Annotated in this window: 25 protein-coding genes; 10 read left to right on the top strand and 15 right to left on the bottom strand. The window is 47.5% G+C overall.

Annotated elements, in window-relative coordinates; all coding sequences use genetic code 11:
• Positions 1-28 precede the first annotated feature (28 nt).
• The 12 genes from ASG16_RS09750 to ASG16_RS09695 all read right to left on the bottom strand — a co-directional run bounded on the left by ASG16_RS09750 (position 29) and on the right by ASG16_RS09695 (position 14630).
• Positions 29-1120, bottom strand: a complete 1092-nt coding sequence (locus tag ASG16_RS09750; protein WP_056494780.1) for a hypothetical protein — start codon at positions 1118-1120, stop codon at positions 29-31.
• A gap of 14 nt (positions 1121-1134) precedes the next feature.
• The gene (locus tag ASG16_RS09745) at positions 1135-2943 is read right to left on the bottom strand and encodes a hypothetical protein (RefSeq protein WP_056494783.1); all 1809 of its coding nucleotides are present in this window, start codon (positions 2941-2943) and stop codon (positions 1135-1137) included.
• Positions 2944-2956: 13 nt separating this feature from the next.
• Positions 2957-3376 (bottom strand): DUF8551 domain-containing protein, encoded by a 420-nt coding sequence (locus tag ASG16_RS09740; RefSeq protein ID WP_007717420.1) that lies wholly within the window; start codon positions 3374-3376, stop codon positions 2957-2959.
• A 6-nt stretch (positions 3377-3382) separates the two neighbouring features.
• Positions 3383-3802: a hypothetical protein gene (locus ASG16_RS09735; protein WP_056494786.1), complete on the bottom strand. Its 420-nt coding sequence runs from the start codon at positions 3800-3802 to the stop codon at positions 3383-3385.
• Entirely contained in the window at positions 3802-6837 is a 3036-nt protein-coding gene (locus tag ASG16_RS09730; protein ID WP_056494789.1) for a M23 family metallopeptidase, read from the bottom strand. Before ASG16_RS09730 ends, ASG16_RS09735 begins: the two co-directional genes overlap by 1 nt.
• Before the next feature lie 11 nt (positions 6838-6848).
• Positions 6849-8264 carry a hypothetical protein gene (locus tag ASG16_RS09725; RefSeq protein ID WP_056494792.1) on the bottom strand — a complete coding sequence of 472 codons (1416 nt, stop codon included), beginning with the start codon at positions 8262-8264 and terminating at the stop codon, positions 6849-6851.
• Positions 8265-8312: 48 nt separating this feature from the next.
• Positions 8313-8924, bottom strand: coding sequence for an S-layer homology domain-containing protein (locus tag ASG16_RS09720; protein ID WP_056494796.1), 612 nt, complete (start codon positions 8922-8924; stop codon positions 8313-8315).
• Between the two features lie 12 nt (positions 8925-8936).
• Positions 8937-12302: a hypothetical protein gene (locus tag ASG16_RS09715; RefSeq protein WP_056494800.1), complete on the bottom strand. Its 3366-nt coding sequence runs from the start codon at positions 12300-12302 to the stop codon at positions 8937-8939.
• 59 nt (positions 12303-12361) lie between these two features.
• Positions 12362-12592, bottom strand: coding sequence for a hypothetical protein (locus ASG16_RS09710; RefSeq protein ID WP_241970727.1), 231 nt, complete (start codon positions 12590-12592; stop codon positions 12362-12364).
• Between the two features lie 98 nt (positions 12593-12690).
• The gene (locus ASG16_RS09705) at positions 12691-13095 is read right to left on the bottom strand and encodes a hypothetical protein (protein ID WP_048031105.1); all 405 of its coding nucleotides are present in this window, start codon (positions 13093-13095) and stop codon (positions 12691-12693) included.
• A gap of 147 nt (positions 13096-13242) precedes the next feature.
• The gene (locus tag ASG16_RS09700; protein ID WP_056494807.1) at positions 13243-14094 is read right to left on the bottom strand and encodes a YomU family phage tail tube protein; all 852 of its coding nucleotides are present in this window, start codon (positions 14092-14094) and stop codon (positions 13243-13245) included.
• Between the two features lie 104 nt (positions 14095-14198).
• Positions 14199-14630, bottom strand: a complete 432-nt coding sequence (locus ASG16_RS09695; protein ID WP_056494809.1) for a hypothetical protein — start codon at positions 14628-14630, stop codon at positions 14199-14201.
• Between the two features lie 134 nt (positions 14631-14764).
• Between ASG16_RS09695 and ASG16_RS09690 the strand changes: the two genes are divergently transcribed.
• From ASG16_RS09690 to ASG16_RS09650, 9 genes are all read left to right on the top strand, one after another.
• The gene (locus ASG16_RS09690) at positions 14765-15019 is read left to right on the top strand and encodes a hypothetical protein (protein ID WP_056494811.1); all 255 of its coding nucleotides are present in this window, start codon (positions 14765-14767) and stop codon (positions 15017-15019) included.
• A 95-nt stretch (positions 15020-15114) separates the two neighbouring features.
• Entirely contained in the window at positions 15115-15375 is a 261-nt protein-coding gene (locus ASG16_RS09685) for a hypothetical protein (RefSeq protein ID WP_056494815.1), read from the top strand.
• A 90-nt stretch (positions 15376-15465) separates the two neighbouring features.
• Positions 15466-15633 carry a hypothetical protein gene (locus ASG16_RS30865; protein ID WP_164724532.1) on the top strand — a complete coding sequence of 56 codons (168 nt, stop codon included), beginning with the start codon at positions 15466-15468 and terminating at the stop codon, positions 15631-15633.
• Positions 15634-15950: 317 nt separating this feature from the next.
• Positions 15951-16505 carry a sigma-70 family RNA polymerase sigma factor gene (locus ASG16_RS09675; protein ID WP_048031111.1) on the top strand — a complete coding sequence of 185 codons (555 nt, stop codon included), beginning with the start codon at positions 15951-15953 and terminating at the stop codon, positions 16503-16505.
• Positions 16506-16542: 37 nt separating this feature from the next.
• Complete coding sequence (locus ASG16_RS09670) at positions 16543-16962, top strand: hypothetical protein (protein ID WP_056494820.1); 420 nt, start codon at positions 16543-16545, stop codon at positions 16960-16962.
• Positions 16963-16966: 4 nt separating this feature from the next.
• A complete protein-coding gene (locus tag ASG16_RS09665; RefSeq protein ID WP_056494823.1) occupies positions 16967-17542 on the top strand; it encodes a dTMP kinase in 576 nt (191 codons plus the stop codon).
• The gene (locus ASG16_RS09660) at positions 17536-18123 is read left to right on the top strand and encodes a lytic transglycosylase domain-containing protein (protein WP_056494826.1); all 588 of its coding nucleotides are present in this window, start codon (positions 17536-17538) and stop codon (positions 18121-18123) included. Before ASG16_RS09665 ends, ASG16_RS09660 begins: the two co-directional genes overlap by 7 nt.
• Before the next feature lie 16 nt (positions 18124-18139).
• Positions 18140-18946: a sigma-70 family RNA polymerase sigma factor gene (locus ASG16_RS09655; protein WP_056494829.1), complete on the top strand. Its 807-nt coding sequence runs from the start codon at positions 18140-18142 to the stop codon at positions 18944-18946.
• A gap of 74 nt (positions 18947-19020) precedes the next feature.
• Entirely contained in the window at positions 19021-19995 is a 975-nt protein-coding gene (locus tag ASG16_RS09650) for an aldo/keto reductase (protein ID WP_056494832.1), read from the top strand.
• 150 nt (positions 19996-20145) lie between these two features.
• On the opposite strand, the gene ASG16_RS09645 is transcribed toward ASG16_RS09650, so the two are convergent.
• Positions 20146-21645 (bottom strand): IMP dehydrogenase, encoded by a 1500-nt coding sequence (locus tag ASG16_RS09645; protein ID WP_056494834.1) that lies wholly within the window; start codon positions 21643-21645, stop codon positions 20146-20148.
• 125 nt (positions 21646-21770) lie between these two features.
• Here ASG16_RS09645 and ASG16_RS09640 point away from each other — a divergent pair, with 125 nt between their 5' ends.
• Positions 21771-22202 (top strand): GNAT family N-acetyltransferase, encoded by a 432-nt coding sequence (locus ASG16_RS09640; RefSeq protein WP_370444394.1) that lies wholly within the window; start codon positions 21771-21773, stop codon positions 22200-22202.
• A gap of 33 nt (positions 22203-22235) precedes the next feature.
• Here ASG16_RS09640 and ASG16_RS09635 read toward each other — a convergent pair whose 3' ends face one another.
• On the bottom strand, positions 22236-23651 hold the full coding sequence (locus tag ASG16_RS09635; RefSeq protein WP_048031118.1) for a sensor histidine kinase: 1416 nt from the start codon (positions 23649-23651) through the stop codon (positions 22236-22238).
• On the bottom strand, positions 23648-24349 hold the full coding sequence (locus ASG16_RS09630) for a response regulator transcription factor (RefSeq protein WP_056494839.1): 702 nt from the start codon (positions 24347-24349) through the stop codon (positions 23648-23650). Before ASG16_RS09630 ends, ASG16_RS09635 begins: the two co-directional genes overlap by 4 nt.
• Positions 24350-24473 lie beyond the last annotated feature (124 nt).

Genomic DNA, 24473 nt, shown 5'->3' with positions numbered 1-24473 from the left:
TAACTATACGGTTTTCGAGGGACTTCTTTTAGTAGCGAACTTCCTTCAGGAATGCGACTCCCATTTTTACGTTGGCGGAGTAGTTCATGAAATTTTGCTCGGTATTGTGGTCGAAATAGCGGTATACTTCCTGCTTGTGTTTCTTGGTCGTGTCGCTCGGATCGACATCAATGATCAACTCATCCAAGTGGAGAATGTTGTTTTTCGAAACAGCAATGCATGCATCCAGGCTGCCGCGGTATCCATCGTAGCCATGCACGACATAAATCGGGCTCAAATGGTAACGGCGTGTCCAAGCAGATGCGTTAAAGCCTTGAGGCTCCAGAAGAAGTCCAGTGTCGCCGAGCTTGCTATCGGAATATGCCTTGCCAGGTTGTGGAGCTTGGGTAATGAAGGCAGGGTAGTGTTTTTGGAAGCGAATGCCCGATTTTGTCGCCAGCATTTGCAAGGTGTTGTTGCCAAAAGAGGTGTATTGACCATAATCGTGTGGGGCGATTGGTGCAGCAGGCTCAGCAGCGACAGCACCAGCCGTCAGCATGATGTTTCCAACCACATCATCCATGTTGTACTTGAATGGTTTCAGTGCGCCCACGTACAGGAAGCTTTTGCGATAATCTTCAAAGTGAACAGCGGGATCGCCAACAGCAACGAGGGAAAGGCGATTGTTCATCACGTTCATGTACAGGTAGACAGGTTTGTCTATCGTACGATCTGTCGGTCGTTTGTCACTCGTGACGAATTTCTCGTCAGCCCATTCGAAATTGACTGGATGTCCTTCTGTTGCGAAGGTTTTGGCTGTCGCGTTGTATCCTTCCAATACTTGAACCGTCAAGGAGCTATGCTCCTTCGGGTTGGTGAAGCCTGGATTGACGAATTTAACATAAAACTCTTTGGTCACGTTGTTAATGCTGGAGATGCCCTTCAGGACAAGCTCGGAGGTTTTGCCAGAAGCGGTATCTTTTTTGATCAGATCGGTCATGACCGTCCAGGTTGATTTTTCTTGTGTTTCTCCGGCGGCTGGGTTAAAGGTATAGTTGGTAAGTTGTTCAATTTCGGATTTAATCGTATCCAGGAGCTCTTTAGAAGTGGTGATTTTTTCAATATATTTAAAATTGGCCATGTGAAATTCCTCCTTTAATATACTTCTTTTAAGATAGCGATGGTGCAATCAGTAGGGTTGGGGGAGTACTTGAAGAAGTTGACAGGGGTATTGATTCGGAAGAACTTGTAAACCTCTGTCCAGGTTCCGGCAGCGGGGTCCTTCGGATCTTTTGGTTCCTCTGTATCTACGACAAGCTCGTCCTTGTTGATCAGATTATGATCCTCAATTGCTACGACACTGTCGAGGTAGCCACGATAACCTTCGAACTGATGCACCAGATAGATCGGCGACGCGTGATATTTCTTCGTCCATTTCGAGCTTTGGAAGCCGTTTGCTTCGAGTACCATCTTGGACAGCTCAGGAGGGATTGTGCCCACTCCATCGTATTTAGGGAGCTGGGTAATGAAGGCAGGGTAGTACGCTTGGAAATAGACGGAGCTTCGGGTTTGCAGCATGGAGAAGGAGTACATGCCGTTGGAGGTATAGCGTCCCCAGCCCGAGTAGTTAGGATTGGAGTCCTGTTTGATGTCGGCTGGAAGGAAGCCTGATTTTTCCTTTGTCAAATCACCCATGCCGACTGTAATTCCGAAATTGCCTTTGTGGTCATAGTCAGCAAAAGGAATAGTTTTTCCGATATAAGCAAAGCTGCTGTAGTAAGCATCCATATCAGGCGAAGGATCGCCCTCAATTACGATTGCTACACGATCATTGCTGACGGAGAGGTTGTATTCGACCCAATAGTCTGGGCGACGTTTCTTGTTTGGTACCCAAGAGACGACAGAGTCAGCGCCGTAGAAAAAGTGGGAGGAAGGGCTTTTAATTTCGACCTTGTCATCGTAATCGAGTGCCCATGCTTCGTGAGGCGGGGTGTATTTGTCGGTTTCATCGGGATTGTTCCATTTGTTGTATTGAAGCTCGGCTTGTTTTTGGTCGAGGACGACCGGGACTTTGCCGGGGATGACGGTGCTCTTGTCGCAGGCAAGCAGGTAGGTATCAGCAGAGTTTCCAAACGGATTTTTGCCTGTGAAGCCTTTCCCGTAGGACACATCCAAGTAGTTGTATTGCTGGATGGGATGCTTGAACATGACGAAATAATCGTTAGGCGTTTGGCCTGTAGGTACGTCAGGAACGGTTTTTAGGACGACAGTGCGGTCGTAGTGATGGACGGGGTTGGCTGTGTATTTGACCATTCCGAATTTGTATAGTTGGGCACTAACGTAAGTGGTGTAACCTCCCGAAAAATAGGTAGTCCATTTAGTTTTTGAAAGTAGGTCGTTCCAATCGGAAGGCATTTGTGTAATGATCTTGTACTCGTTCCATTCGACACCGGGTGTAAAAGTAACTCCATCAAGATCGTATTTACCTTGAAGCAGTACATAGGCTTTCTTTCCGACGGTGTTTGAAGGATCAGCATCATCGATATTAACCACCAGTAGCCCTGGCACAGAAAGGGGAATGTCATTACCTTCAGTATCTTTGTAGACAAATTCCTTTACCTGAATTTTTTTACCTGATTTCGTGTTGCTAGTGCCGAGAGTTTCATAGACATAACCATCTTCATCAACGAGCGGAATATCAGCGTACGAGGCTCTTAATTCCCTCAAATCCGGCAAAACATAAACCGGATAACTCTTCCCATCCGTATGCTTGTACGTCCCTTGCGTATTCGCAACAGTCGTCTTTGTATACGTAACCCACTTATCTTCATTAACCTCAAACACCTTTTCCCAGCGGTTCTTCGTATCCGGGATTTTGGCATTGACGATTTCATCAGCCAGCTTGTTGATGAGCAAATCGGCTGTGACCTCGCCCTCGATCCAAGCTACTTGTTTACTAGGCATCCATACGCCTCCTTTACAGTTTCTTGCGTAAAAATTTCACATTGTACCAAACTTTCTTTTCCGTACCTGAAATGTTGTGGAAGTCAAAGCGGACCTGCGCATTTGGCTTTAGTGGATAAACGATCCCAAAGCTGTTTCCCATCGAGACGGACTCCGGGAGCTCTTTGGTATAGATCGTTTCACAGACCTTCACGCCGTCCAGACTCAGCTCCCAGTAATCGCCGACGCAGTAATTATTGGTAGCAAAAGCTACGGATAAAAATTCTGTCGGATAGGGAAGGGCATAGGTATCGGAAAAGACTTGCTTGGACGCGGTCACATCAAGCATGCGTCCGCGAATGAAGGGCTCGGTAAATTTGGAAAAGTGCGGGTAGGGGAGCTCTCGTACCTTGTCGATCACGCCCCCGCCCGAATAAACAACGGAGAAGCCCACTTGTACTCACCTCTCTTTCTCTATACGAAGGACATCGGTGCCAGTTAAGAGGCCCCTCGTATCATAGAGTAGACGGATCAGGTAAGATCCTACCGTTTTTCCGTCAGGTGCGTATCCCACAGCGGTAACCGAGGTCAAACGCCAGAGAGAATAATACTCCCAGTCTGGATGGAGCTGATCGACTTCAAGCGGGAAGGTGGTAGTGTCTGTAGAGCCAAACGTGAGGGAAATATCCAGCATGTAGCCAGACTCGTAGAATAGCTTGGCACCCGTGACCTTTTCCGGGTCGAGAGGATGCTCCCGGATCAGACGTACAGAGGGTTCTTCTGAGAACGGGTCTGCTGTGACGGTCGTGGTACGGTGCACTTCATCACGGATCAGATCGAGGATGGGGTAAATCAAATAATCATTGGCAATCCCGGCCATTACACAATCGCCCCCTCGTTGTTGCTCCAAAATAAATCAAGGATTTGCATATAGCCGTTCTCCGCATCAAACATCGTGCGGATTCCTTTGATGGTATACGCTTCGCGAGTGGTTGTATTGGAGTCGATAATGTAAATGCGATCGAGGACATCTAGGGTAGGGTTGCCGGGGATGGAGATTTGCAGCGTACGGCACAAGCGTTTTATATCAAAAAATGATCGTCGCGCGGCCAGTCGCTTCAACTCATCTGTCTTCGCAAAAGGAACGTGCCTCACGCCTGTGCGGACCTCGCCTTTCAGCTCCATCAAAATCTCCGTGTCTACGAAATGACCAGCCTTATTTTCTTCATCCAAAATGACAAGATGGCTTCTGCCACGGGAAAAATCGATCGTCTTATGAATCGTGATCAAATTATCGTGCTCCGTATACGTAGCCACAATCGGCCGATTCATATCAATCTCTTCCAAGCGATACGTACCATAACGGTCACAATAGGAACGGAAATCTGTATCCTTCATGATTTCCGCGATGGCTTCTCCCACTTTGTATTGATACGATTCGAATTTGCGGCCGGGCGGCTCGATAAAAGGATTTTTCCAACCTTTTGGGGTCAAAATGGATTCGGCATCTACTTCCAAGAATTCGCCCTCTTTATCAGGCACAGCCTTGAAAACCTTGCCTGTTGCCTGCGTCGCGTGGGTATAGCTAGTCTCTTGTACAATGGCATAGGGGTAGTAAATGTCTTGCGGATTGCTGCGCCAGCCATACATTCCTGCATGGGCGATCAAGTCCTGGACGATAGCGGATTTGAGATAGGCCGCTTTCGCAGCAGGCTCTGTCGGAACAGGTGCGGTACCCTCCCACTCTGGAATCGAATCAAACTCCGTGCTGGAACGGAATTTTTGATAGATTTGCCACACGCTGTTAGGCCAATTCGTATCGCCAGCCCATTGATAGGCTCCCTTGTCTCCTCCTTGCCAAAAAAATTTGACATCGTCGACAGATTGGAAACGCCACCCTTTGCTCGCCATGGCTTCCCGATAGCGAACGGCTCCGCGATAGAGCTGACGCTCGATCCCTTGGTATTGCGGGTCGCATTTTTCACCGGTAAAGCATCCATACCCGAGAATGAAGTCCCCTGGGGGCAGACCTTTCCCCAGCGTCCCCATTTTCGTCTCATGCTCGGCAATGGCAAGCAGAAACTTATAGTCGAGCTCTGGGCCCTGCTGCTTGGCCTGCTTTTTGGCCATCGAGATGATTTTGTCCCGACGAGACATCGAGGAAAAAACGTTGGTATCATGTGTAGCAGAATGTCCGACATCTGGGGGATATTGCTTGTCCTCGGTAATGACCTTGTTCAAAATCTTCTTATACATATCGCGGCAGTAAATGGTCATGGTCGATTCCTCGCCATTTAAATCGAGCTTGTCGATCAGGCCTGTAAAGACTCGCATCAAATTCAGACCATAGCCCATGTAGATCCGAACGGGAGTATTTTCAGAGAGGACACCGACATGGAATCCATTCACAAAATAAGACCAAGGGGTTTCCTTGTAGGTTTCGGGAAAGTAAAACGGATTATAGTCGGGGCTGTAGTAGCCGCCCGGGTTTGAAATCGTGATCCGTGCCTCACATGAATCCATTTCAAACTGGTCATCCATTTCGATGTGGTTAATATTGTCCAGAGTAAGGGTGTCCATATAGACGAACTTCCCGACCTGGAGCGATACTTTTCGCGGCTGACCAGGCATGAAGGTGCTCGTAATTTCCCGTTCCTCAAAAAACTCCTGCTGTACAGTCGGATCGACTTTGTCTTTGTTCCCGTACAGGTCAGGTCGCCCTTGCAATTCCTTGATCTGAATGTATTGGAGGGAAAAACGATTGACTTGTTTTCCATTCCAAAACAGCTCGATACGGATTTCCATTTCGCCATTGGGAAAGGGGATATCACGAATCTCTACGTTTTCTGTCCCGGAGAATTTGTTGACCTTGATTTGCATTTTTCCATTGAAAAAAACGCGCAGCTCGCCGGCACCTTCACCGAAGTTGGTGGAGAACCCCATGCTAAAAATGCCGGGGTGAACGGAGGTTAGCTTGAGATTCATGCCTGTTGTAACGGTAGGGGATGGGAAGACGGTCTTGTACCCTTTGGGATCAAAGGTAAAGGTGAGGTTGCTATGCTCCGTCGAGCTTCTGGCGATCATGGATAGCTTTTTGGTCAGCTCATCTACTTTATAGACAGATTTTGTGTGCCACGTATTATTGGTAAAGCGTTCGTCAAAAAGAATTGCTCCCGGCGTTCCAACATAGGTGGCATCGGTTGTGACTCCTGCGCCGCTATTGGAAGAGGCAGCGAACAGATGCTTCGAGCCATTCATATAAGGAAACGGATCGATGACGGCTTGTCCATTCCAGACCTCAAAGTGCAGATGAGCACCTCTTCCTTTCGAGCGGGGGGAATTGGGATCGTCATAGGTGCCCATGTTCGTAACGCCGGCAGAGCGGACATCGCCTGTATTGCCACTTTTTCCGATGATGGTGCCCTGCGTGACATAATCCCCTGTTTTGACGTGGATTTCGCTCATATGGGCGTAGCGGGTCCATATGCCATCCGCATGCTGAATTTCTACGCGAAAGCCAAAGCTCGTATATTTTTCAGACACGGTCACTTTTTTTACTTTGCCAGCCCAGGCAGCTTTGATAGGCGTGCCGACTGGACAAGCGATATCGATCCCTTTGTGGTTGCGATTGTCGCCCATATAGGCTGTAATATCTCGGATGCTTTTGCCCTCTACGGGAAAGACAAAAGGAATCTTGGATAGAGCAGTTCCTCCCTCTCCTGAACCATCTTGAATGATGGTGCGGGTCAGCGTTTTCTCTTCTCGCGGATCACTCATAATGAAATCGAGTTCTTCGGTACGGCCCGGCACGAAGACGAGTCGATCTACCTCGACGCGGCAAGCGGGCTTCGATAATTCTCCGAGTTTGAGTCTTTCGGAGAGAATTCTGCGCAGATCATTGGACATCGTTTGCATGAAAACACCTCCTATTTAAACCGTTCCAGGGACCATTTTCGAAAGCGATTCAAAAAAGAGACGGCCTGTGCCCGGGTTAGTAGCGAGTAAGGCATGAACCATTTTTCTTTCTCTTCCGCATTGGATGACGATACCTCGTACATATGGTTGACGACAGCCGCTCCATCGACGAAATTGTTGATCGCAATTCCTTCGATCAAGTAATCTCCGTTGCCAAACCGCTCGTCTTCCATAGAGAGGACGGATGGTGCCCACCATGAAGGCTTGCTGCCTGCCATCCCACCGTTTAGCGCAATTTTTTCCCCGGTATTGCTGTTGTACATATATTTTTCACGCCCGACATCTTCAAAGCGGGTGCTCATCTCTTTGACATAGAAGAAATGAACGTTTTTACCTGCCGTAAGCGGCATGTTGAACAGTACCGTATGATCATCAAATTCTTGATAGTCGGAACTGCTCACCACTTTCCCATCCACTTTGACGGCAAGCAGCTTTTTACCCGCGGGATAGGTACCGTTCAGGCGAAAAACACGTTGCCCCTCGTATGCCGTGTGGGATTCATCCAGCCGCTGTGTGGGAGGTTGTGAATCCGTGAAGCGTTGGTAAAAAGAGCGCCGAAGCCGGTCAATGAGCAGAAAAGCCTCTGCCCGATTGATGTAGGCGTTGGGAAAGAAGCGGTCGTTTCGCCATACGCCAGGGCTTTTCACCGAAAAATATCCGCCTCGCATAAACAGAGCGCCGTTTTCGTAGCTGTTGTAGATGAAGCGCAACTGTACGCCGTTTAGATTGTAAGGAAGATAAATCGTGGCTCCGGGAGCAGGACTAACCATGTAGACGTCTTGCTTGAGTCCGATATATTTTTTGGCGAGATCTTGGGCAGGTGTCGATTTCCATTCCTCTTCTGGCACATCAATCCGCTTGAAGGAGCGTCCATATGCGTACAAATACTCGTTGAATTGGCGGCTGAACGGATTGTAGAAATACGTGTCTCCGTTATCGAGGCGTTTGTTCGGGTAAGCAAAGGAAGAGGAGTTGGGGGGAATGGGTTTGCCAAAACGGTCTAAGGCAGGCTTACCGAAGCTGGAAAAAGCGACGACTGAGTTGGCAGATGGTGCGTAATACAGCTCGACGTCCGTTTTGTTCGGGTCTGTTTGATTCGGCCGAATTTCTTTGAAAAGGGTTTGCGTGCCGTCAATATAGACAAAGAGGGGGTTATCCGCACTTGGTGTCAATTTGGCTGCGAGCGTAAATACTTTTTGTCCGGTGGAGCCCTTCTGCTCCTCATACAAGTAAGGAGCATTGCTTTCAAAGGAGCCATAAGCAATTCCTTGAATGAACGGTTCTCCGTCAGCCATCAAATAATTGCTGGCCTCCATTACTTCATTAAAAAACCAGTCTTTTTCATTCACATCAGCCCAGCTGATCATTTTCATCACCTCCTATATAGAGTAGACAGAAACGCGGAACAGCCTCAGCTATTCCCGAATCATCCGCTCTACCAGCCGCCTTGTCCGATTCAAAAAAGCAATAAATTCGGCGCGCGTCACAAAATCATTGGGGCGGAAGTAAATGACGGGCTTCCCATCTCTGGTAATGACCGTGATTAGCCCAAGGTCGGCCATTTCCTCGATGTTTTTCTGCGCCCAATGCCCTTCAATATCTTGAAACTGGAAGCGAGATTCGCGTTCGATCGAGTCTTTTTTGATAAGGATCAGGTCGACGGTTACGCTGTAGCGCCGTCCTGCCTCAAGCACATGGGGGGTGATGGATTCTGCACTTCCAAGGAAGATGCTGCCCTTTTCATCGTAAAACTTGTGGGTCCAGCCTGCGTAGCTCAAGTACTGGTTATACGATTCTTTATCTGGAAAAAGCAAGGTCAATGAACATTGGTAGCTGCTAAAGCCGGAGTGGTGGATGTGCGAGGGAGCGTTGATGATTTTGATTTCACGCAAGGATGGCTGGGGGCTCGGCGGAGAATAGGGCTCGATGAGACGGGCGTTTACTTCCATGAACTCGAAGCCTGTATCGACGAACAGCTTTTTTTTGTAGCGCTGATTGGCAGTGCCAAAGGCATATTGTTGGGTCATCGTTGTACCTCCTTACAATCTCGTGTAGCTCGTGGCGATGCCGGAGCGTACTTGTTGGCTCAATTCGGTGGAAAGGCTTGCTTGTGTACTGCGAATGGCTTCGCTGACGGTCGAGCCGATGCGCTGTAGGTCAGCTTCGGTTCCGCTCATGTTGGCGATGGTAATGTTCACATTGCTGTTGCCACCATAAGTAAGGTCGTAGGTGCTATGTGTTGCATTTGCCGTTTGCATGCCCCAGTAGGTAAGAGGCTGCAAGCCGTCAGGCATGTTGAAGGTTCCTTTGGTGGGCCGCTTGGACATATTCAGGGATACGAGATTGTCGTATTTGGCTTTTTCGAGGCCTTTTTTAAAGTCTTCGATGCTTTTCTTGAATGTCTCGTTGTTTTGGTACTCGGCCAAAAGACGATCCATGTCAGAATTCCCTGCATCTAACGACTCAATAGTACTGCGTAAATATTCTTCCTCGAGGTTCTTAATGACTTCAGAATTGGCACTGTGACCAGCTAAGAGTGCTTCGCTTCGGTCAATGTAATACTGATGCTCTTTATTTGCCAGGTCAGAGCTCACTTTGCTCATCGCAGATTCAATTTTGGTACCGGCTGTATGGTTGGTTTTATCGAGGTTAATTTGTTCATAAGAAGCATCTAAGCCCGCAAGTGTAAATTGTCCTACTAGGTTGGCGTCGCTATTGTCAGGAATATTCTTGATGAGGCTTTCCAGTAAAAAACGAATTGTTCTGTTATTTGCTCTTCTATCATCTTGGTACTTTGCAAATAAGTCTAGAATTTCCTGGGAATCCTCTGTTTTGCCCTCGGACAAAAGTTTGCTCTTTTCTAGTTCATATTTGGCTTTGAGATTTCTGTCATTATAGTCGAGTTTTTCCAGATGATAACCAACTACTTCCTTGCCAAGGTCGAGTGTTTTAACCTCTTTCCATGAAGTAATGGGGGTATTGTCCAACTTGGAGCCGTCGCCATCGATATCGATAAGCTTAGAGTTCTTATCTTTCTCCTCCAGCTTTTTCTTATCGGATTTCGTTTTTTCGAATTCAAGGTCAGCTTCTTTCTCGTCTAGCTGAAGCGTTTTATTTAACTCTTCTTTGAGCCTAGCACCGTCGTATTTATCACCGGCTTGCAAGGCTTTCGAGTAATCGCTCCATGAAGGAGCAGTGCCACCCATGAGGTTGATCGCACTATCTGTAACAGCATTAAAAGCTGTTGATATATAACCCATAGCCTTTAAAACAGGAGGCATTTTGTCAATATTCATGATGTCAGCCGCGAGGTTTTTTTGGTTATCCAAGACCCTGCTTTGTCGCTGGGTGTCGGACATAAACAAAGGCTGTAACCAATCTTTGTTAAAAGTATCCAAGAACGTGAGCGCCGTTAAACCAGCACCTAAGACACCTGCGCCTTTTAAAAATTTCCCAGCATTTTTTAATCCTTTTCGCCATGCTGGTACACTCTTGGCTGCATCATCAACAGACGTTGAAGCAGCTTTGCCTGCTTTGGATGGGCCTTTTGGAGTGGAGTCTGTCTCATCCGTATCGCTCGTTTTTTCGGCAGATTTAGGTTTCGGTTTAGATTCGGATTTAGGTTTAGGTTCAGAATCGGTTTCAGAGTCAGAGTCGGAGTCAGAGTCGGAGTCAGAGTCAGAGTCGGAGTCAGAGTCAGCTTCTTTCTTATCCTCCTTCTTTTTGCCTTTAAACATCTTGTCCCGTATCTTCGTCTTGAAATCACCAGATAATTCGTCAAAAAGGAGAGCAGCAACAGGAGCGAGTCTGCTAGCGGTAGAGGATGAACTGCTTGCGGCTGTAGCTGAGGGAGCGGCCTGAGAACCCGCTGCGGCAGTCGGAGGTTTGGGTATAGCCGTGGACAGTGCTTCTGTCAATTCGTTCAAGGCTTCCCGTGTTTTCTGGAGTTGTTCCTCCTGCTGCTTCAAATCGCTTGTCATGTCCGTGATCTGCTGGTCGGTTGTGATAGACGTATCAGCAAGGGCACGCAGCTTCTCATCCAGCGAAGAGACGGAAGGAATCAAGGTGGTAATCGTGCTCTGCAATCCCCCAAATGCGCGCTGGACCAAAAGGATTCGGCTGGTGAGCAAATGTGCCTGACGCTCTACGTCGCGCATCTTTCGTCTGAGCAAATGCAACTGTTCAAGAAGTTTTTTCTCTTCCGCAATCAATGCCTTTAACAATCGATCATTGTACGGATACAGCTCTTGTACCCTTTTCTGTTCTAGCCTGTTACGAATCAATCGAGTGCGGGCAGCCTGATAGGAAGACAGATTTTGCAATTGCCAGGACTGGATCTCCAGCGCCTCTTGTGTAAAGGGAGAAGAGGATTGACCAAGCAGTGCGGTAACACGCTCTTGTCTTCGCTGCTCACTTCCTTCATAAAGATTGCGCTGAGCTTTGACGTAGGAGGCTTTTCCTCCGTATTGATCCGCAGCATTTTTCAACAGACGCACAGCGAGCGATAATTGGTTCTGGCTTTCTCGCATGCGCTGAAGTAGGTGGATCAAAAGCGTAGGAAAGCTGCCGGGCTGATTTTTAAAAAGATCGAATGCTTCTAGGGATGCTGTCTGCCAGAGGGCTTGCATCCGTTTTTGGGGAGCGAGAGGGCCATCTGGTAACAGAGCTGCTTTCTCCCGAATATCGGCTACAGTTACATGCGGGTCATTGGATTGGCGGGAAGACGTATAGTAGGCTCTGGTTACTTCTTCAAGGCTGACGGCATGCGTTAGCGCGATATCCCGCAGGTCTTGTTTGACTCCCGATCGCAAGTATTCGCGCAAACCATGGGCTTCTTCTTCCACTTGTTTTTGATCCGTCGTTCGTCCAGAAACGCGTGCCTGCGCCAAATCCATCATGTTTGTGTCTTTGAATAAAAAATTACGCTCTGCCTTCTTTAACAGGCGGTTCAAAGATTTCGCTGACTCCCAATTTTCGATATCCATCGAGGTGATCAGCGTGTGAAGGCCGCTGCTCATCATGTTTCGCAACACATCTACGGCAGCCTTTTCCCAAGCTTGTGAATGGAGGGTGCTTCTCGTGCCGTAGGACTTTTCCGTTCTTTTAACGGGAGCATCAGGAAAAGTCACAAAGCGAAATGGGGTAATGACTTCGCCTGTACTTACGGACAATCGGGAAGCAGGAGCAGCATGGGAAACAGGCTGAGACGCGTACTTACGGGAAATGCTGAGCGGCTTCGACTCAATGTCCCGTATCATTTGGCGTAGTTCATACAGTTGCTGATGCAGTGCTTGAAAAAATGGTGCAGCTTGTTGGGGACGAAATGGGGATGCCGACTGTTCTACTGAATTTCGTACAGTACTCGTTAGAGAGCGGAGGGCATCGGTCAAGCGTTGGGTTTCCATGAATATCACCTTCCTCAAAAGAAAAATCCCGTTCTGGTCTTAGAATAGACAGAAACGGGTTATAGACCACCTAACACTTTGCCAAGTACGGCAATATCGTCTTCGGAAATTTCCTGATAGTCTTGTGAGCTAGATGCACGGGGAGAGCTGTCGACAGAATTCGTTCCCTTTCTTCTCCAAAAAGGAAAACCCATGCGTGTCTCTACCTCAAATTGAATGTATTTGTTCACTCTCTTCATTAATTCTGCTACTTGGGGAAGGGTGTACTCCCAAATATCCCATTTCTTCAAACCACAGTCCTTATGGAGATGAAAAAATAGGTCGCCCCAATCAAGTGGCTCACCAGATTCCATATCGCGAATGGTGGAACTGTCACCCTCGCCACTCTCTACTTTTTTAAGCCGTTTAGACCAATGAGAAGGTTAATAAGCTTTTTGGCCGTCTCCAAATCACAATGTTCATCCAAGTACTCACGAGTAACCGCAGGGTAGTTGCGAAAGCCTAGAAGCAGGATATCGAACAAATCTTCTTCCTTGTTTTCGTAGGGGAGAAAATTAAGGATAATCGCGTCGATATGGACGGTTCCTAGCTTCTTCATCAGGATGCGGGCGTCTTTTAAGGTCACAGGCGGAATCCGGTAAGTTTTGCCATCACGCAACATGATTTCACTATCATCTTCAAAGAAAATAGCTTCGACCAGATCAGCCTCCTGCTGTTTTTTGATGCGCTCTACAGCTTCCTGGTTCATCATCTCTGCGTGTTTTTTTTCCAGATCTTCTTGTTGGTTTAGCACGAAAGAATCCCTCCTTGAAACATATATTTACTTGCTAAAATGAGTTGTCGTTCGCTATGATTCGTTGTAAGTTACTCCCTTTGAGAAAAGCAAGGCAAGAGCGAAGAGCACGGAGCTCTCCACTCAGCCTGATTAACCTCGAAAGGTTTACACTTTTTTGGTCGATACGAAGCGTTTCACACTGCCTAGCTTGCCATCTGCTCGCTCTGGATCAATAACGGACAAGGAAATAGCGGAAGTGCTGGCTGTGGAGCGGGCCGCATCGATCGAGAAGCTGCCTTTTGCCATGCAGGAGAACAGCTCAGTTTCAATGCCTGCATAGGTTCCGTCTTTTTGGAGGAAGGAGCCGTGATGGACGACATGAACCGGGAATGGAACTTCATCCATCAAAATATCGACCACGTCTACGGTTTCGGTTCGCTGATAGTTGAAGACCACATCTTCATTGATCAGGGCAGGAGAGAAGATGAGACGCGTTTTATCTTCGCCGCCATCTTTGAAAGTATCCACCATGAATTCGTCAGCTTTTGGCGCAGCAGACGTGCTCAAGCTAACTTGCTTCAACAGGCGATTGCTATTTTTCAGACGAACAGCAAATCCGCCGCCGTTGAAGAGGGTACCGCCAAAGTCGACTTCACACACACCAGCGTCGCCAGTGGATGCAGAACGATCAAGGCTGCCAGCAGTGATTGCTTTCTGCTCACCCAGCACATAGACATAGTCGCTCTTTTGCTCTTGCAGCTTGGAGCCCATCATGAGCTCAAGTGCGGCCAGATCAAATTTGGCATCCGTTGCGGTAATCTCAATGCTTTTGGATTTGACGAGAGTGTCAATGGCGAAGAGTCCATCGCCGCCAAAGATATCCTCCATTTCAACATTCATGTCAATTTTCAGATCCTGCATATTACCAAGCGTAATGACTTCGACGCCATTTCCATCTTTGGAAGCGCGTTTGGCAAGAAATTGACCGACACCTTTGATAATCATTTTTTTAGACAATGAAAGTCACTCCTTCTAGATAGGGGATTTGGGTGCTGTTGCTGAATCGTGTGGAAAGGGAACCGCGATCAGCTTGTCATAGGATAGACGGGGTTTTGAAATGTCTAACAAACTTGCAAAGTAAACTTCGTGATCAGTGTGAAGCAGTACGCAGAGGAATGGCCGGTATCGGATTCCTGCTGGGAGACAACATACGTGTCCAATCCTTCTATTCCATTCATCGATAAGCTTTTGCCGTTTAAGAGATGGAAAAGATGGTTCGTGATCTGATGCGCCAGCTCGACATCACCAGGCGTGATCACATCCAATCGGAAAAAGCTGGTGAGAAGGAGGGGATTATCGGTGTCGCGCTTTCCGGAAGTTGCGTAGAAGGAAAGGAGAGGCTTCGTAACATCAGATAGCTCGGCGAGCTTTCTTCGTTTGATAATCTGCTTGGATAGGGAGTCCTTGTCTTCTGGAGCAATTCCGAGTAATGCGAGCAACTGGCTATCTGTAGACAGTAATTCATAGAGATGATGATAGAGGTCGACAACCACGAATGATTCACCCCCTTTTGCTGAGAATTTTGGGAACAAAATGTGCTCCTTCTACGTTCATAGGTTAGACAGATGAGGAAGATGTCTCCCTTGGAATACATATTCGGTCGTCAATAAGCCAGGAGGTCATAACATTGCGAAGTGATAGGATACAAATCATCATTCAACAAACGAAGGAAAAAGTTTCTACGAAGGCGCTCAAGGACCATGAAGCTGTTGTTGGGATTATGGCGATGGCCAAGAACTTCATGCTGAATGAAGAAAGTGTGCGTCACATTATCCACGAGGTTTTTGATGGAGATAAGGAGCGAATGGCAAAGGCATTGACAGTAGCCAGCCATTTGATTGATGAAAGTTTGATTCAAAAAATCATCTCAGATGTAAAGTAGGCCCGTTTACAGCGGGCTTTTTCTTTTTAAAGGGAGAAAACTCATTCGAAACTGTCTATTCTATCTCAAACGAATAAGAATTGAGGGGGATAAGAATGAGAGATTCCAAAAAAGCCGTATTGTATGTCGTAATTATTGCTGCATTAGCTGAATTTCTACTAGGAGAGGATATCGATCGCGAAGGCTGGGAGGAGCTCAGTGACGCGCTTGGCATGGTGGGAATGGACCTGAACGAGGTTTTCACAGAAAATGACTCCCTGCTGTTTGGATTTCAAAAAGTTTGCCAGGAATTTGGGAAGATGAAGATAACAGAGGAAATGATAGAGGAATTATACGTAGAGGACCAGCTGGAATAAACGGCTGGTTTTTTTTATTTCAAAATCCGCTTAATGCATCGCAAATCGCTTCGTATAGATTCGACAAGAGGCAAAAGGAGGGGAGAAACCATGTACTATCAGATTAGTTTTTCGGCAGATGGAGAGCAGGTGCAGGTCATGAAATATACGTCGACCCAAGACACCCCCATAGCTGTTTTGGAAGAGTTCTTTCGCGAGCATGTTCAAGTAAATCCTGAGTCCCTAAAAGGAATCGGGATTGTCAGGATCGGTGGGTAGCATGGCCTGTCAGGGATGTGATTATGAAAAAGCCTGCCAAAAGAAAATCACAGTCAACGACATCGTGATGTCAGCAAAGGAACAGGATGTCGTACCCATGACTTGTGGTTGTGTGGTTCATGACATTTGCCGCGATTGCCAGTGGTACCTTAAGCGTCAGTGTGCTTCCTGGAAGACTTTGAATGGAAAAGTATTCACGGCTGGTACCTTGCAAACTTGTCCGAAAAAAATTTTGAAAGCTGGTTGCTAAATCCCTCCTCCCATTACCTAGTGTGATAGAGCAACTGTGAATAGGAGCATGAGGAGGGATGAAGTACATGACAGATCAACTTCACCAAATGGACGAGTTATTTTTCGCAGGGAAAGTCGATGATTTTTTGCAGAAGGCAAAAGAAAACTGTGAAGCCAAGCTGACCGGAATGACGTTTGCTGGAATGACCCATGATGATGTCGTTCAGGAGGTTCTCTTAAAGGTGTATCGCACGATGAAGGATTACGACCAGGAAAAAGCCAGAGTGACTACCTTTGTCGATCATGTGATTACGAATAAAATTCGCGACTGCTTGCGGAAAGCCGGCACGCAAAAAAACCTGACAAACAGTAATGCAGTTCTTGTCTCTGGTGGAGATGAGAATGAAGAGGAAACGATGATCAGTCGTATTGCTTCTCCGAGTGAGGAGTTTCGCTATGAGGAAGTAGAGATGATGATCGACATCATGGAGTATATGAAGCTGTCCACGCGAGACAAGCTGATTCTCCAGATGAGAAGTGAAGGCTATTACCACGAGGAAATTGGCCAGAGATTCAATATCAGCAAGGAAAGAGTGTGTCAAATCATCAAGGCGATTTTGAAGCAGTACGGTGAGCTGTAGACATACACAAATAATCGATGAAAAGGAATGATCCAGCATGGCAGTTTTGTTGAAAAAGATGAATGAGGAATTGACCGAGGAGCTCTCCCATCAGGTCATTGGAAAATATGTACACGTTCCGACCAATATGCATACAACACCTACAGCCGAGGGTGGAGAAGAAGAGGTAAATATCTGGTTCGGCGGTTGCGTAGCGGGCATTGAAAAAGCACTCATTGCTTTCGATTACGAAAAGCAGGAGTTTCGTGAGGAGCCGTTGACCTACACAAACTTTTTACTGACCGACGGTATGGGATACACGGTGAACCGACTCCATTCCGAGATTTATGAGATTACAAAGGAAGAATTCGAACAAATGCTAGCAGATCATCTGGCTACTCAGGCGGCTGAGCTGGAAGCAGAGAAAAAGCTTCGTGAAGCAGCAGAGGAAATCTCGACAAATGAGGAGACGATGTAGTGCCATGAGACAGCCCACGATTGTCGCTTTCGAAGGAATTGACGCCAATGCGAAGGAAGCCCAAGCGGCGTTACTAGAAGAAAATTTGAGATGCCTCGGATATAAAGTGAAAAGAGTATCGTTTCCGCGTTTAGATACTCCAATTGGAGCAGTCATTGGCATGTGGCTTCGCTGCGAAATTGAGCTGGATGAGAAAGCGGTAGGAAAGCTTTTTGAAGCGGATTTTCTGGACTATCAACGAGAAATGGCGAGGCTTTCGAAGGAGAACGTTGATTTTATCATCATTGATCATTACGAACTGTCCAATTATTACTACTTCTATATAAAGGATACTCCTCTTTCCTGGTATTCCACGATGAGTGATTTGACGAAGCGACCCGACGCAACCTTTTTTCTGCGAACCGAAGTAGATGCGAATAACGCCATGCTGCTCAAGGTGCAGGAAGCCTATCTGTCCCTTGCCCAAGCTTCGCGACGATCGGTACTTACATTGGATACGGCAATCGGGGTGGAGAGAATGCAGAGAAACATTCTGCAAGCAGTCCATCAGCTACATCTGAAAAGGCGAGTTACGTGCTAACAAAACTAATCGGCATTGTTGCCGCAGTATTCATTCCCGCTAATGCTGTACTGCCAGCCGTAGAAAAGGGGCTGCCGGACATTCAGCCTGTGCTGAAACCGGCCAGGGACACAGATAGGCAGGTGCATAGAAAAAAGGAGCTTGCAAACGTAATCACACAGGTTGCACCGGGACTTGATAAGGCCACAGTCGAGCTTTATACAGAAACGATTTTGGGATTATCCAAGCAATACGAAATAGATCCGGTTTTGATCATGGCGATGATCTGGCAGGAAAGCCGTTTTCAGCACGACGCGATCTCTGGCAAAGGCGCAAGAGGATTATTACAAATCATGCCACGCACAGGAAGTTGGCTGGGAGTTCATCCTGATGACCTGTTTGATCCAGTGATCAACCTGCAAGCGGGTATCAAGTATTTGGATCTCTTGCAAAAGAAATATGGAGACCGTCGTTTAAGTATCATCGCCTATAACCAGGGCGAGGGAAATGTCGACCGAAATCGTTATCACGATGGCTACTATACAAAAGTCATGACCCATTACAAAAAAATGAACGGCTTATTAAGTAAATCAGAAAGATAGGCTGGGAGGAGGTATTATGAGTGAGCATGCGCTGTTCGTAAAACAGAGAGTGGGCAAGAATCAAGCACAATATTCCTTGTATAACATGGAGAATATCCGCCGCTGCAAGGAAGACAGTGAGTATCTTGGTGAAGTGATACTCGCAAATGAAGATCTCATTTGGCATTCTGTGCACAAATATATCGGAAAGCCAGAGACATTAGTGAAGCAATATTGCTTGGAAAAAGCGGATATCTTGCAATTGGGGAGAATGGGAATCATCAAGGCTATCAAAGGTTTTGATATAGCAAGAGGTGTGAAGTTCTCGTCCTTTGCAGTCATAACGATTGTGAGGGAGATCAACTGCTTTTTGCGAGATAGCGGAAATATTGTACGGCCGACTAGAACGGCAACAACGATTCTCCAACACATCAGTAAAATAGAGGCAGACCTGGGATATCTCCCTACCCTAGAAGAATTGTCTGCACTGTTGGGTGAAAATGAGGAACAGATCAAAAAAGCGCTGGATGTCGGGAGACCTGTGAAGTATTTACAGGAGCCATACTTAAAGGCATCTGCTTCGAGCCATGAAGCTGCCACCGCTATGGACGTCTTGAAGGACGAAGGACGAGACGTGGAAGAGTACGTGCTGGACAAGCTGTATGTTACTGCTTTGCTTGCGCAACTGCAAAATCAAGTCTCATCAAAAGAGTGGCAAGTCCTGCAACTAAGGATGGCAGGCTACAATCAGACGCAAACAGCAGATTTTTTAAATGTATCCCAAATGTGTGTATCAAGAACTATGAAAAAAATACAGAATATTTCGAAAAGTAAACTTTCCTAATCTTATTTTTCAATCCCTCCCAAATAGGAGATAATGGAAGAGCACTCCTATTATGAAAAGAGGTCGATCACAATATGAAATACTACCGACTCGGTGGCAGTGGATTGAAGGTATCAGCATTGGGATTAGGCACGAACTCATTCGGAGGGCGTGCGGATGAGCAAACGTCTGTAAACATCATTCATACCGCAATCGAAAACGGCATTACCTTTATTGATACGGCAAATATTTACACGCAAACAGAATCGGAGCGAATCATCGGGCTGGCATTGGAAGGGAAGCGGCACGAGGTCGTTTTGGCGACGAAGGCTGGTTTGGTAAAAGGCGAAGGACCGAATCAGAGAGGCTCATCGCGTTATCACCTGATGCTGGAGCTGGAGAACAGCTTGAAGCGTTTACGCACCGATTATGTGGACTTATATCAAATTCATACGTTTGATCCAGAGACGCCTTTGGAAGAAACACTCCGCGCACTAGATGACATGGTTCGGTCCGGGAAGGTTCGTTACATCGGGGCTTCCAACTATGCGGCCTGGGAATTGATGAAGGCAATCGGTATTAGTCAGCGGGAAGGGCTGAATCGTTACGTATCAACGCAGGTCAGCTACTCGCTTGCCGATCGGACACCCGAGCGTGAACTCGTACCGCTTTGTCTTGACCAGGGGGTGGGGATCATTCCGTACTTCCCGCTCGCTGGCGGAATTTTAACAGGAAAATATACCTCCGCAGAACAGGCTCCGGCTGGTTCGCGTGCGGACAAGGAGCCGCGTTTCATCCGGTTGCTGAGTGAAGACAAGCTGGAGTTTGGTCGCAAAATCAGTCAGGTAGCGGCGGAGCTAGGCGTATCCCCCAGTGTGCTGTCCCTGGCTTGGCTCATGCACAAGCCCGCTGTCTCTTCGGTGATCGTGGGCGCGACCCGTGTAGGGCAGCTTACGGATAATTTGCAAAGTGCAGCTTTGACGTTGGATGAAGCGACATTGGCAGAGCTGGATCGATTGAGTGACACGTATCGAAACGGGGAACCGTTTGCCGAATATCGGTTGCCGTAACAATGATGACAGTTGTCGACTAACATTCCTGCTACCACTAAAAAGATGCCTGGATATCCAGCCCTCATCGCGTGAGGGTTTTAAGAAAAAAACCAGTCTGCTAGCACTGTGAGCCGCAGACTGGTTTTTTGTGATTACGCGTCGATTGTATTACTCAGCAGCCATGCTGCTTTCTTTCAAGATAACGTCATGTGCGCCGCCTTCTACCAAGCTGGTAGCAGAGATGACGGTGATTCGCGCTTTTTGTTGAAGCTCTGAGATAGAAAGCGACCCGCAATTGCACATGGTCGATTTGATTTTGCTCAAGGTGCGATCCATGTTCTCGCGCAGGCTTCCTGCGTATGGTACATAGGAGTCTACGCCTTCTTCAAAGACGAGACTGCTTTTGCCGCCAGTGTCATAGCGTTGCCAGTTGCGAGCGCGGTTGGAGCCTTCTCCCCAGTATTCTTTCACGAAGTTGTTGCCGATCTTCACTTTTTTGGTCGGGCTTTCGTCGAAGCGAGCGAAGTAACGGCCCAGCATGACAAAGTCTGCACCCATAGCCAAAGCCAGTGTCACATGGTAGTCATGTACGATTCCGCCGTCCGAGCAAAGCGGAACGTAAATGCCTGTTTCCTTGAAGTACTCGTCGCGAGCTGCTGCCACTTCAATGAGGGAAGAGGCTTGGCCGCGTCCGATTCCTTTTTGTTCGCGGGTAATGCAAATGGAGCCGCCGCCAATCCCTACTTTTATGAAATCTGCACCTGATTCCACGAGATAGCGGAAGCCTTCCCTATCGACGACGTTACCTGCACCGATCGGAACATTGAAGTTTTCTTTTACATATTGAACCGTCTCGCGTTGCCATTCGCTGAAGCCGTCGGAGGAGTCGATGACCAGAATATCAACGCCTGCTTCCACCAACGCAGGGACGCGCTCCTTGTAGTCCTTTGTATTGATACCGGCACCTACGATATAGCTCTTGTTCGCGTCCAAGAGGGACAGCGGATTGTTTTTGCGGGAATCGTAGTCCTTGCGGAAAACGAGGAAGTCGAGATTTTGATTTTCGTCCACGATTGGCAAGCAGTTGAGCTTGTGCTCCCAGATCAGGTCATTGGCTTCGGAGAGCGAGATGCCAGATTTGCCATAGATCAGCTTCGAGAATGGCGTCATGATATCGCTGACGAGTTTGTCCTGAGAGTCACGGCTGATGCGATAATCGCGACCTGTTACGATTCCGAGCAGCTTGCCTTTTGCCGTACCATCTTCCGTAATGGCAACGGTGGAGTGACCTGTCGCCTCTTTCAATTCCAAAATGTCTTTCAGCGTATGGCTTGGTGTCAGGTTGGAACGGCTCACGACGAAACCAGCCTTGTAGCCCTTTGCTTTGCGCACCATGGTTGCCTGGCTCTCGATGGACTGGGAGCCAAAAATAAACGAAATACCGCCACATCTAGCCAATGCGACCGCCATATGATGGTCGGAAACTGCTTGCATGACTGCGGATGAGAACGGTATGTTTAGTGAGATGGCAGGCTTTTCACCTTTTTTATACTTGGTAATCGGAGTGGATAAGTCCACATTGTTCGGAGTGCATTCTTTTGTGGTGAGATTTGGCAACAACAAAAACTCATTAAACGTTCGAGATGGTTCTGTGTAATAAAAAGCCACGATTCTCTCCTCCTAGGTGAAGTTGGTCTCGATTTTTGAACTGCCTCTTTAATAGAGAAATTTTTACCATGGTAACCGTGAAGTACGACAACGTCAATAGGGAATCGTTAGAAGGAGTGATTTCTTTGCTAAAATTGCGAACAGGTCATGAACAACGCCAGCTTTTGGAGCAAATTTCGTTAGAAGATTCGTACATTTTATACGGAAATATGTATTTGCGAACGGACAGGAGCGTCGTTGTAACGGACAGCGCCCAAAAAGAATTAATCGCCATCGGGTCTTACTTAAAAGGGATGCCTTTTCACGCGTTTTCTCTTCATGTGGTAGAGGGGGAGGAAAATTACGAAGTGGAGCCGATGCTCTCCTATCTGAAAGAAGTGCTAGATGGCAGCCTGCCAGATGGACAAAAGGGCGTGTTAGCATTAGCAGAGCCTCTCCTAACGCGCGTACAGATTCCGAATATACTCGCCACCTATAATCCTACGGCGGTACACGTGTATGAGAAGCTCGGTTTTGTTACGGTATCTTCTTACGCTTTTATTGAATTTCTCTTTTAGAATAGAAAAAGAGAGGACAAGTGTCCCCTCCTGTCAATTCAATCGGCCTTTGAACTCAACGGGTACGATCATTGTAAAGCAAGGTCCATCTGGATCGTTGCGGGCATCAATCGTCCCTTTATGTGCTTCCAAGACGGCACGGGCAATCGCGAGTCCAAGCCCATGCTTGCCCGACTTTCCTTTGCGGAAACGCTGGAACAAATTCGGCAGCAGCGCCTCCTCAATAAGTGGCCCGTCATTGGAAATCGCGACGACTACGCTTTTTCCCGCGTGTCTACCTGTGATGGTAAGTCGGCTTTTGGCGTAGCGCAATTGATTTTCCATGATATTGACGAATGCAGTGCTCAATTGCTCGCCGTCTCCCTCCACGATCAAGTCGGCTGCCAGATTTAACTCCCACTCGATTTGCGGATTGAGCACGGATAGCCGCTGCTTCAACAGGTGCATCATCTCTGACAGGTCGACGCGGTCGACTTGCATCATTTGAGAGACAGACTCGATCTTCGTGATGTACAAGAGCTGTCCGACGACCTTTTCGAGGCGCTTGCTCTCTTCCATGATGATGGAAAGCCCTTTTTCAGCCTGAGGGCCCTGGAAAACGCCTTCGATGAGCCCTTGTGTGTATCCTTGAATTGCCATGATCGGTGTTTTGAGCTCATGGGAAATATTTTGGACAAAATGTTGCTGTGACTCGTCGTATTCCTTCAGTTGGTTTTTCATCATATCGAATGAGCGGGCGAGCTGACCGATCTCATCTCCGCGATCCATCGCAAGCGGGATATCGAACTGACGACGAGCGATTTTTTTGCACAGCTCTTCAAGTGTACGCAAAGGTCTGCTCAAATACCCGCTAAACCACACGGCCAACAACCAGCTTACGAGCAGCAGCAGACCAAACACGAGCAAAAACTGACGAGTCAGGATCGAATTAATCTGGTTGAGCTCCTGTTCCTTGGAGAAGAGCACCATGTAGTAGGGGAAGCCATGGTAATCCATTTTTTTGCTGACGAACAAATAGCTCTCGGCTCCACGATCCAGCGAACCATGCTGGAGCTTGTTGCTTGGGTATGTGGCTGCTTTTAGGAACAGCTCCTTGGAATCCTCATACGGAATACGGCCATTGCTATTGCTTCGGCGACCCAGCTCTTGACCATTTTCAGCATAGACGATCATATCAAATGAGTACTCATAACGTTGGAGCAAGAGCTGTAAAAAGTAAGGGGCCGCAGCCGGAACAGGCAGCAGCTCATTATGCTCGTTGAAGGAGATATGCTGAGATAAGGTGTAAAACTCTTCTTCCAAGAGCGAGTAAGTGTTGGAGACCAGATACTGTTTGACAGCCATCGGATACCCGATGCCAAGGCCAACCCCGAGGACGCTTGTCAGGATCATGAACAAAATGAGGATTTGCCTGGATATCGGCAGATTTTTCAGCCGGAATTTGCTCATATACGCGTCATTCGGTAGCCGAAGCCATAGACCGTCTCCAATGGAAACTTGGGCATTTTCTTGCGGATGCGCTTCACCAAGTCATCGACAGCTCTGTCTGAGCCGATGTAGTCTTCTCCCCAGATGGAGGTCAGAATTTGCTCGCGATTCAAGGCCAAGCCTTGATTGTGCAAAAGGTAGACGATGAGCTCGAATTCTTTTGTGGTTAAATCAATAAGTTCGTCGCCTTCTTTTACTTGTCTGCCTTTTTCTGAGATCATATAAGGATCAACCGTTACCCAATCTTGGAAGGTTTGGGTAGAGGCAGCATTAGCACCGGGCTTCTCATAAGTGCGCTGTAGCAGCTTTTTCGCACGGATGACCAGTTCGCGAGGGAGAAAAGGCTTCGCCAAATAGTCATCGCTGCCCAGTTCCAATCCGATGATTTTATCGACATCCTGATCGCGAGCGGAGATGAAGATGATCGGGACATTCGACTTTTCGCGGATAAGACGCAAGAGCTCATAGCCGTCGATGTCAGGCATCATGATATCCAATATCCACAAATGCGGCTGTGTTTCTTCATCAAGTAACGGCAAGACGTCCTTGCCATTAGAAAACGCTTTCACTTGCAATCCGGCACTTTGCAAATACGATTGCAAGAGCTCCAACAGGTTCGTTTCATCGTCCACCAGATAGACGAGGTAGGGGGTATTCATAGATTGTGGCCTCGCTTTGCATCTGTTTTATATCCGTATTGTAGCATAGCCAAAAACAAGATGTGTGGCACGGACGTATGAGAATCGTGGAAAACGTGTGGAAGCAGGATTCCCCTGTATCGTT

Source organism: Brevibacillus sp. Leaf182, assembly GCF_001423865.2.
In the GTDB taxonomy this organism is placed as follows: domain Bacteria; phylum Bacillota; class Bacilli; order Brevibacillales; family Brevibacillaceae; genus Brevibacillus; species Brevibacillus brevis_C.
This window is presented reverse-complemented; position numbering and strand designations above follow the sequence as displayed.

What these genes read in the sequence shown, in the direction of transcription:
- ASG16_RS09750 (WP_056494780.1), bottom strand. Translation starts at nt 1,120, where the DNA reads ATGGCCAATTTTAAATATATTGAAAAAATCACCACTTCTAAAGAGCTC.
- ASG16_RS09745 (WP_056494783.1), bottom strand. Translation starts at nt 2,943, where the DNA reads ATGCCTAGTAAACAAGTAGCTTGGATCGAGGGCGAGGTCACAGCCGAT.
- ASG16_RS09735 (WP_056494786.1), bottom strand. Translation starts at nt 3,802, where the DNA reads ATGGCCGGGATTGCCAATGATTATTTGATTTACCCCATCCTCGATCTG.
- ASG16_RS09730 (WP_056494789.1), bottom strand. Translation starts at nt 6,837, where the DNA reads ATGCAAACGATGTCCAATGATCTGCGCAGAATTCTCTCCGAAAGACTC.
- ASG16_RS09725 (WP_056494792.1), bottom strand. Translation starts at nt 8,264, where the DNA reads ATGATCAGCTGGGCTGATGTGAATGAAAAAGACTGGTTTTTTAATGAA.
- ASG16_RS09720 (WP_056494796.1), bottom strand. Translation starts at nt 8,924, where the DNA reads ATGACCCAACAATATGCCTTTGGCACTGCCAATCAGCGCTACAAAAAA.
- ASG16_RS09715 (WP_056494800.1), bottom strand. Translation starts at nt 12,302, where the DNA reads ATGGAAACCCAACGCTTGACCGATGCCCTCCGCTCTCTAACGAGTACT.
- ASG16_RS09685 (WP_056494815.1), top strand. Translation starts at nt 15,115, where the DNA reads ATGAGAGATTCCAAAAAAGCCGTATTGTATGTCGTAATTATTGCTGCA.
- ASG16_RS30865 (WP_164724532.1), top strand. Translation starts at nt 15,466, where the DNA reads ATGTACTATCAGATTAGTTTTTCGGCAGATGGAGAGCAGGTGCAGGTC.
- ASG16_RS09675 (WP_048031111.1), top strand. Translation starts at nt 15,951, where the DNA reads ATGACAGATCAACTTCACCAAATGGACGAGTTATTTTTCGCAGGGAAA.
- ASG16_RS09670 (WP_056494820.1), top strand. Translation starts at nt 16,543, where the DNA reads ATGGCAGTTTTGTTGAAAAAGATGAATGAGGAATTGACCGAGGAGCTC.
- ASG16_RS09665 (WP_056494823.1), top strand. Translation starts at nt 16,967, where the DNA reads ATGAGACAGCCCACGATTGTCGCTTTCGAAGGAATTGACGCCAATGCG.
- ASG16_RS09655 (WP_056494829.1), top strand. Translation starts at nt 18,140, where the DNA reads ATGAGTGAGCATGCGCTGTTCGTAAAACAGAGAGTGGGCAAGAATCAA.
- ASG16_RS09650 (WP_056494832.1), top strand. Translation starts at nt 19,021, where the DNA reads ATGAAATACTACCGACTCGGTGGCAGTGGATTGAAGGTATCAGCATTG.
- ASG16_RS09635 (WP_048031118.1), bottom strand. Translation starts at nt 23,651, where the DNA reads ATGAGCAAATTCCGGCTGAAAAATCTGCCGATATCCAGGCAAATCCTC.
- ASG16_RS09630 (WP_056494839.1), bottom strand. Translation starts at nt 24,349, where the DNA reads ATGAATACCCCCTACCTCGTCTATCTGGTGGACGATGAAACGAACCTG.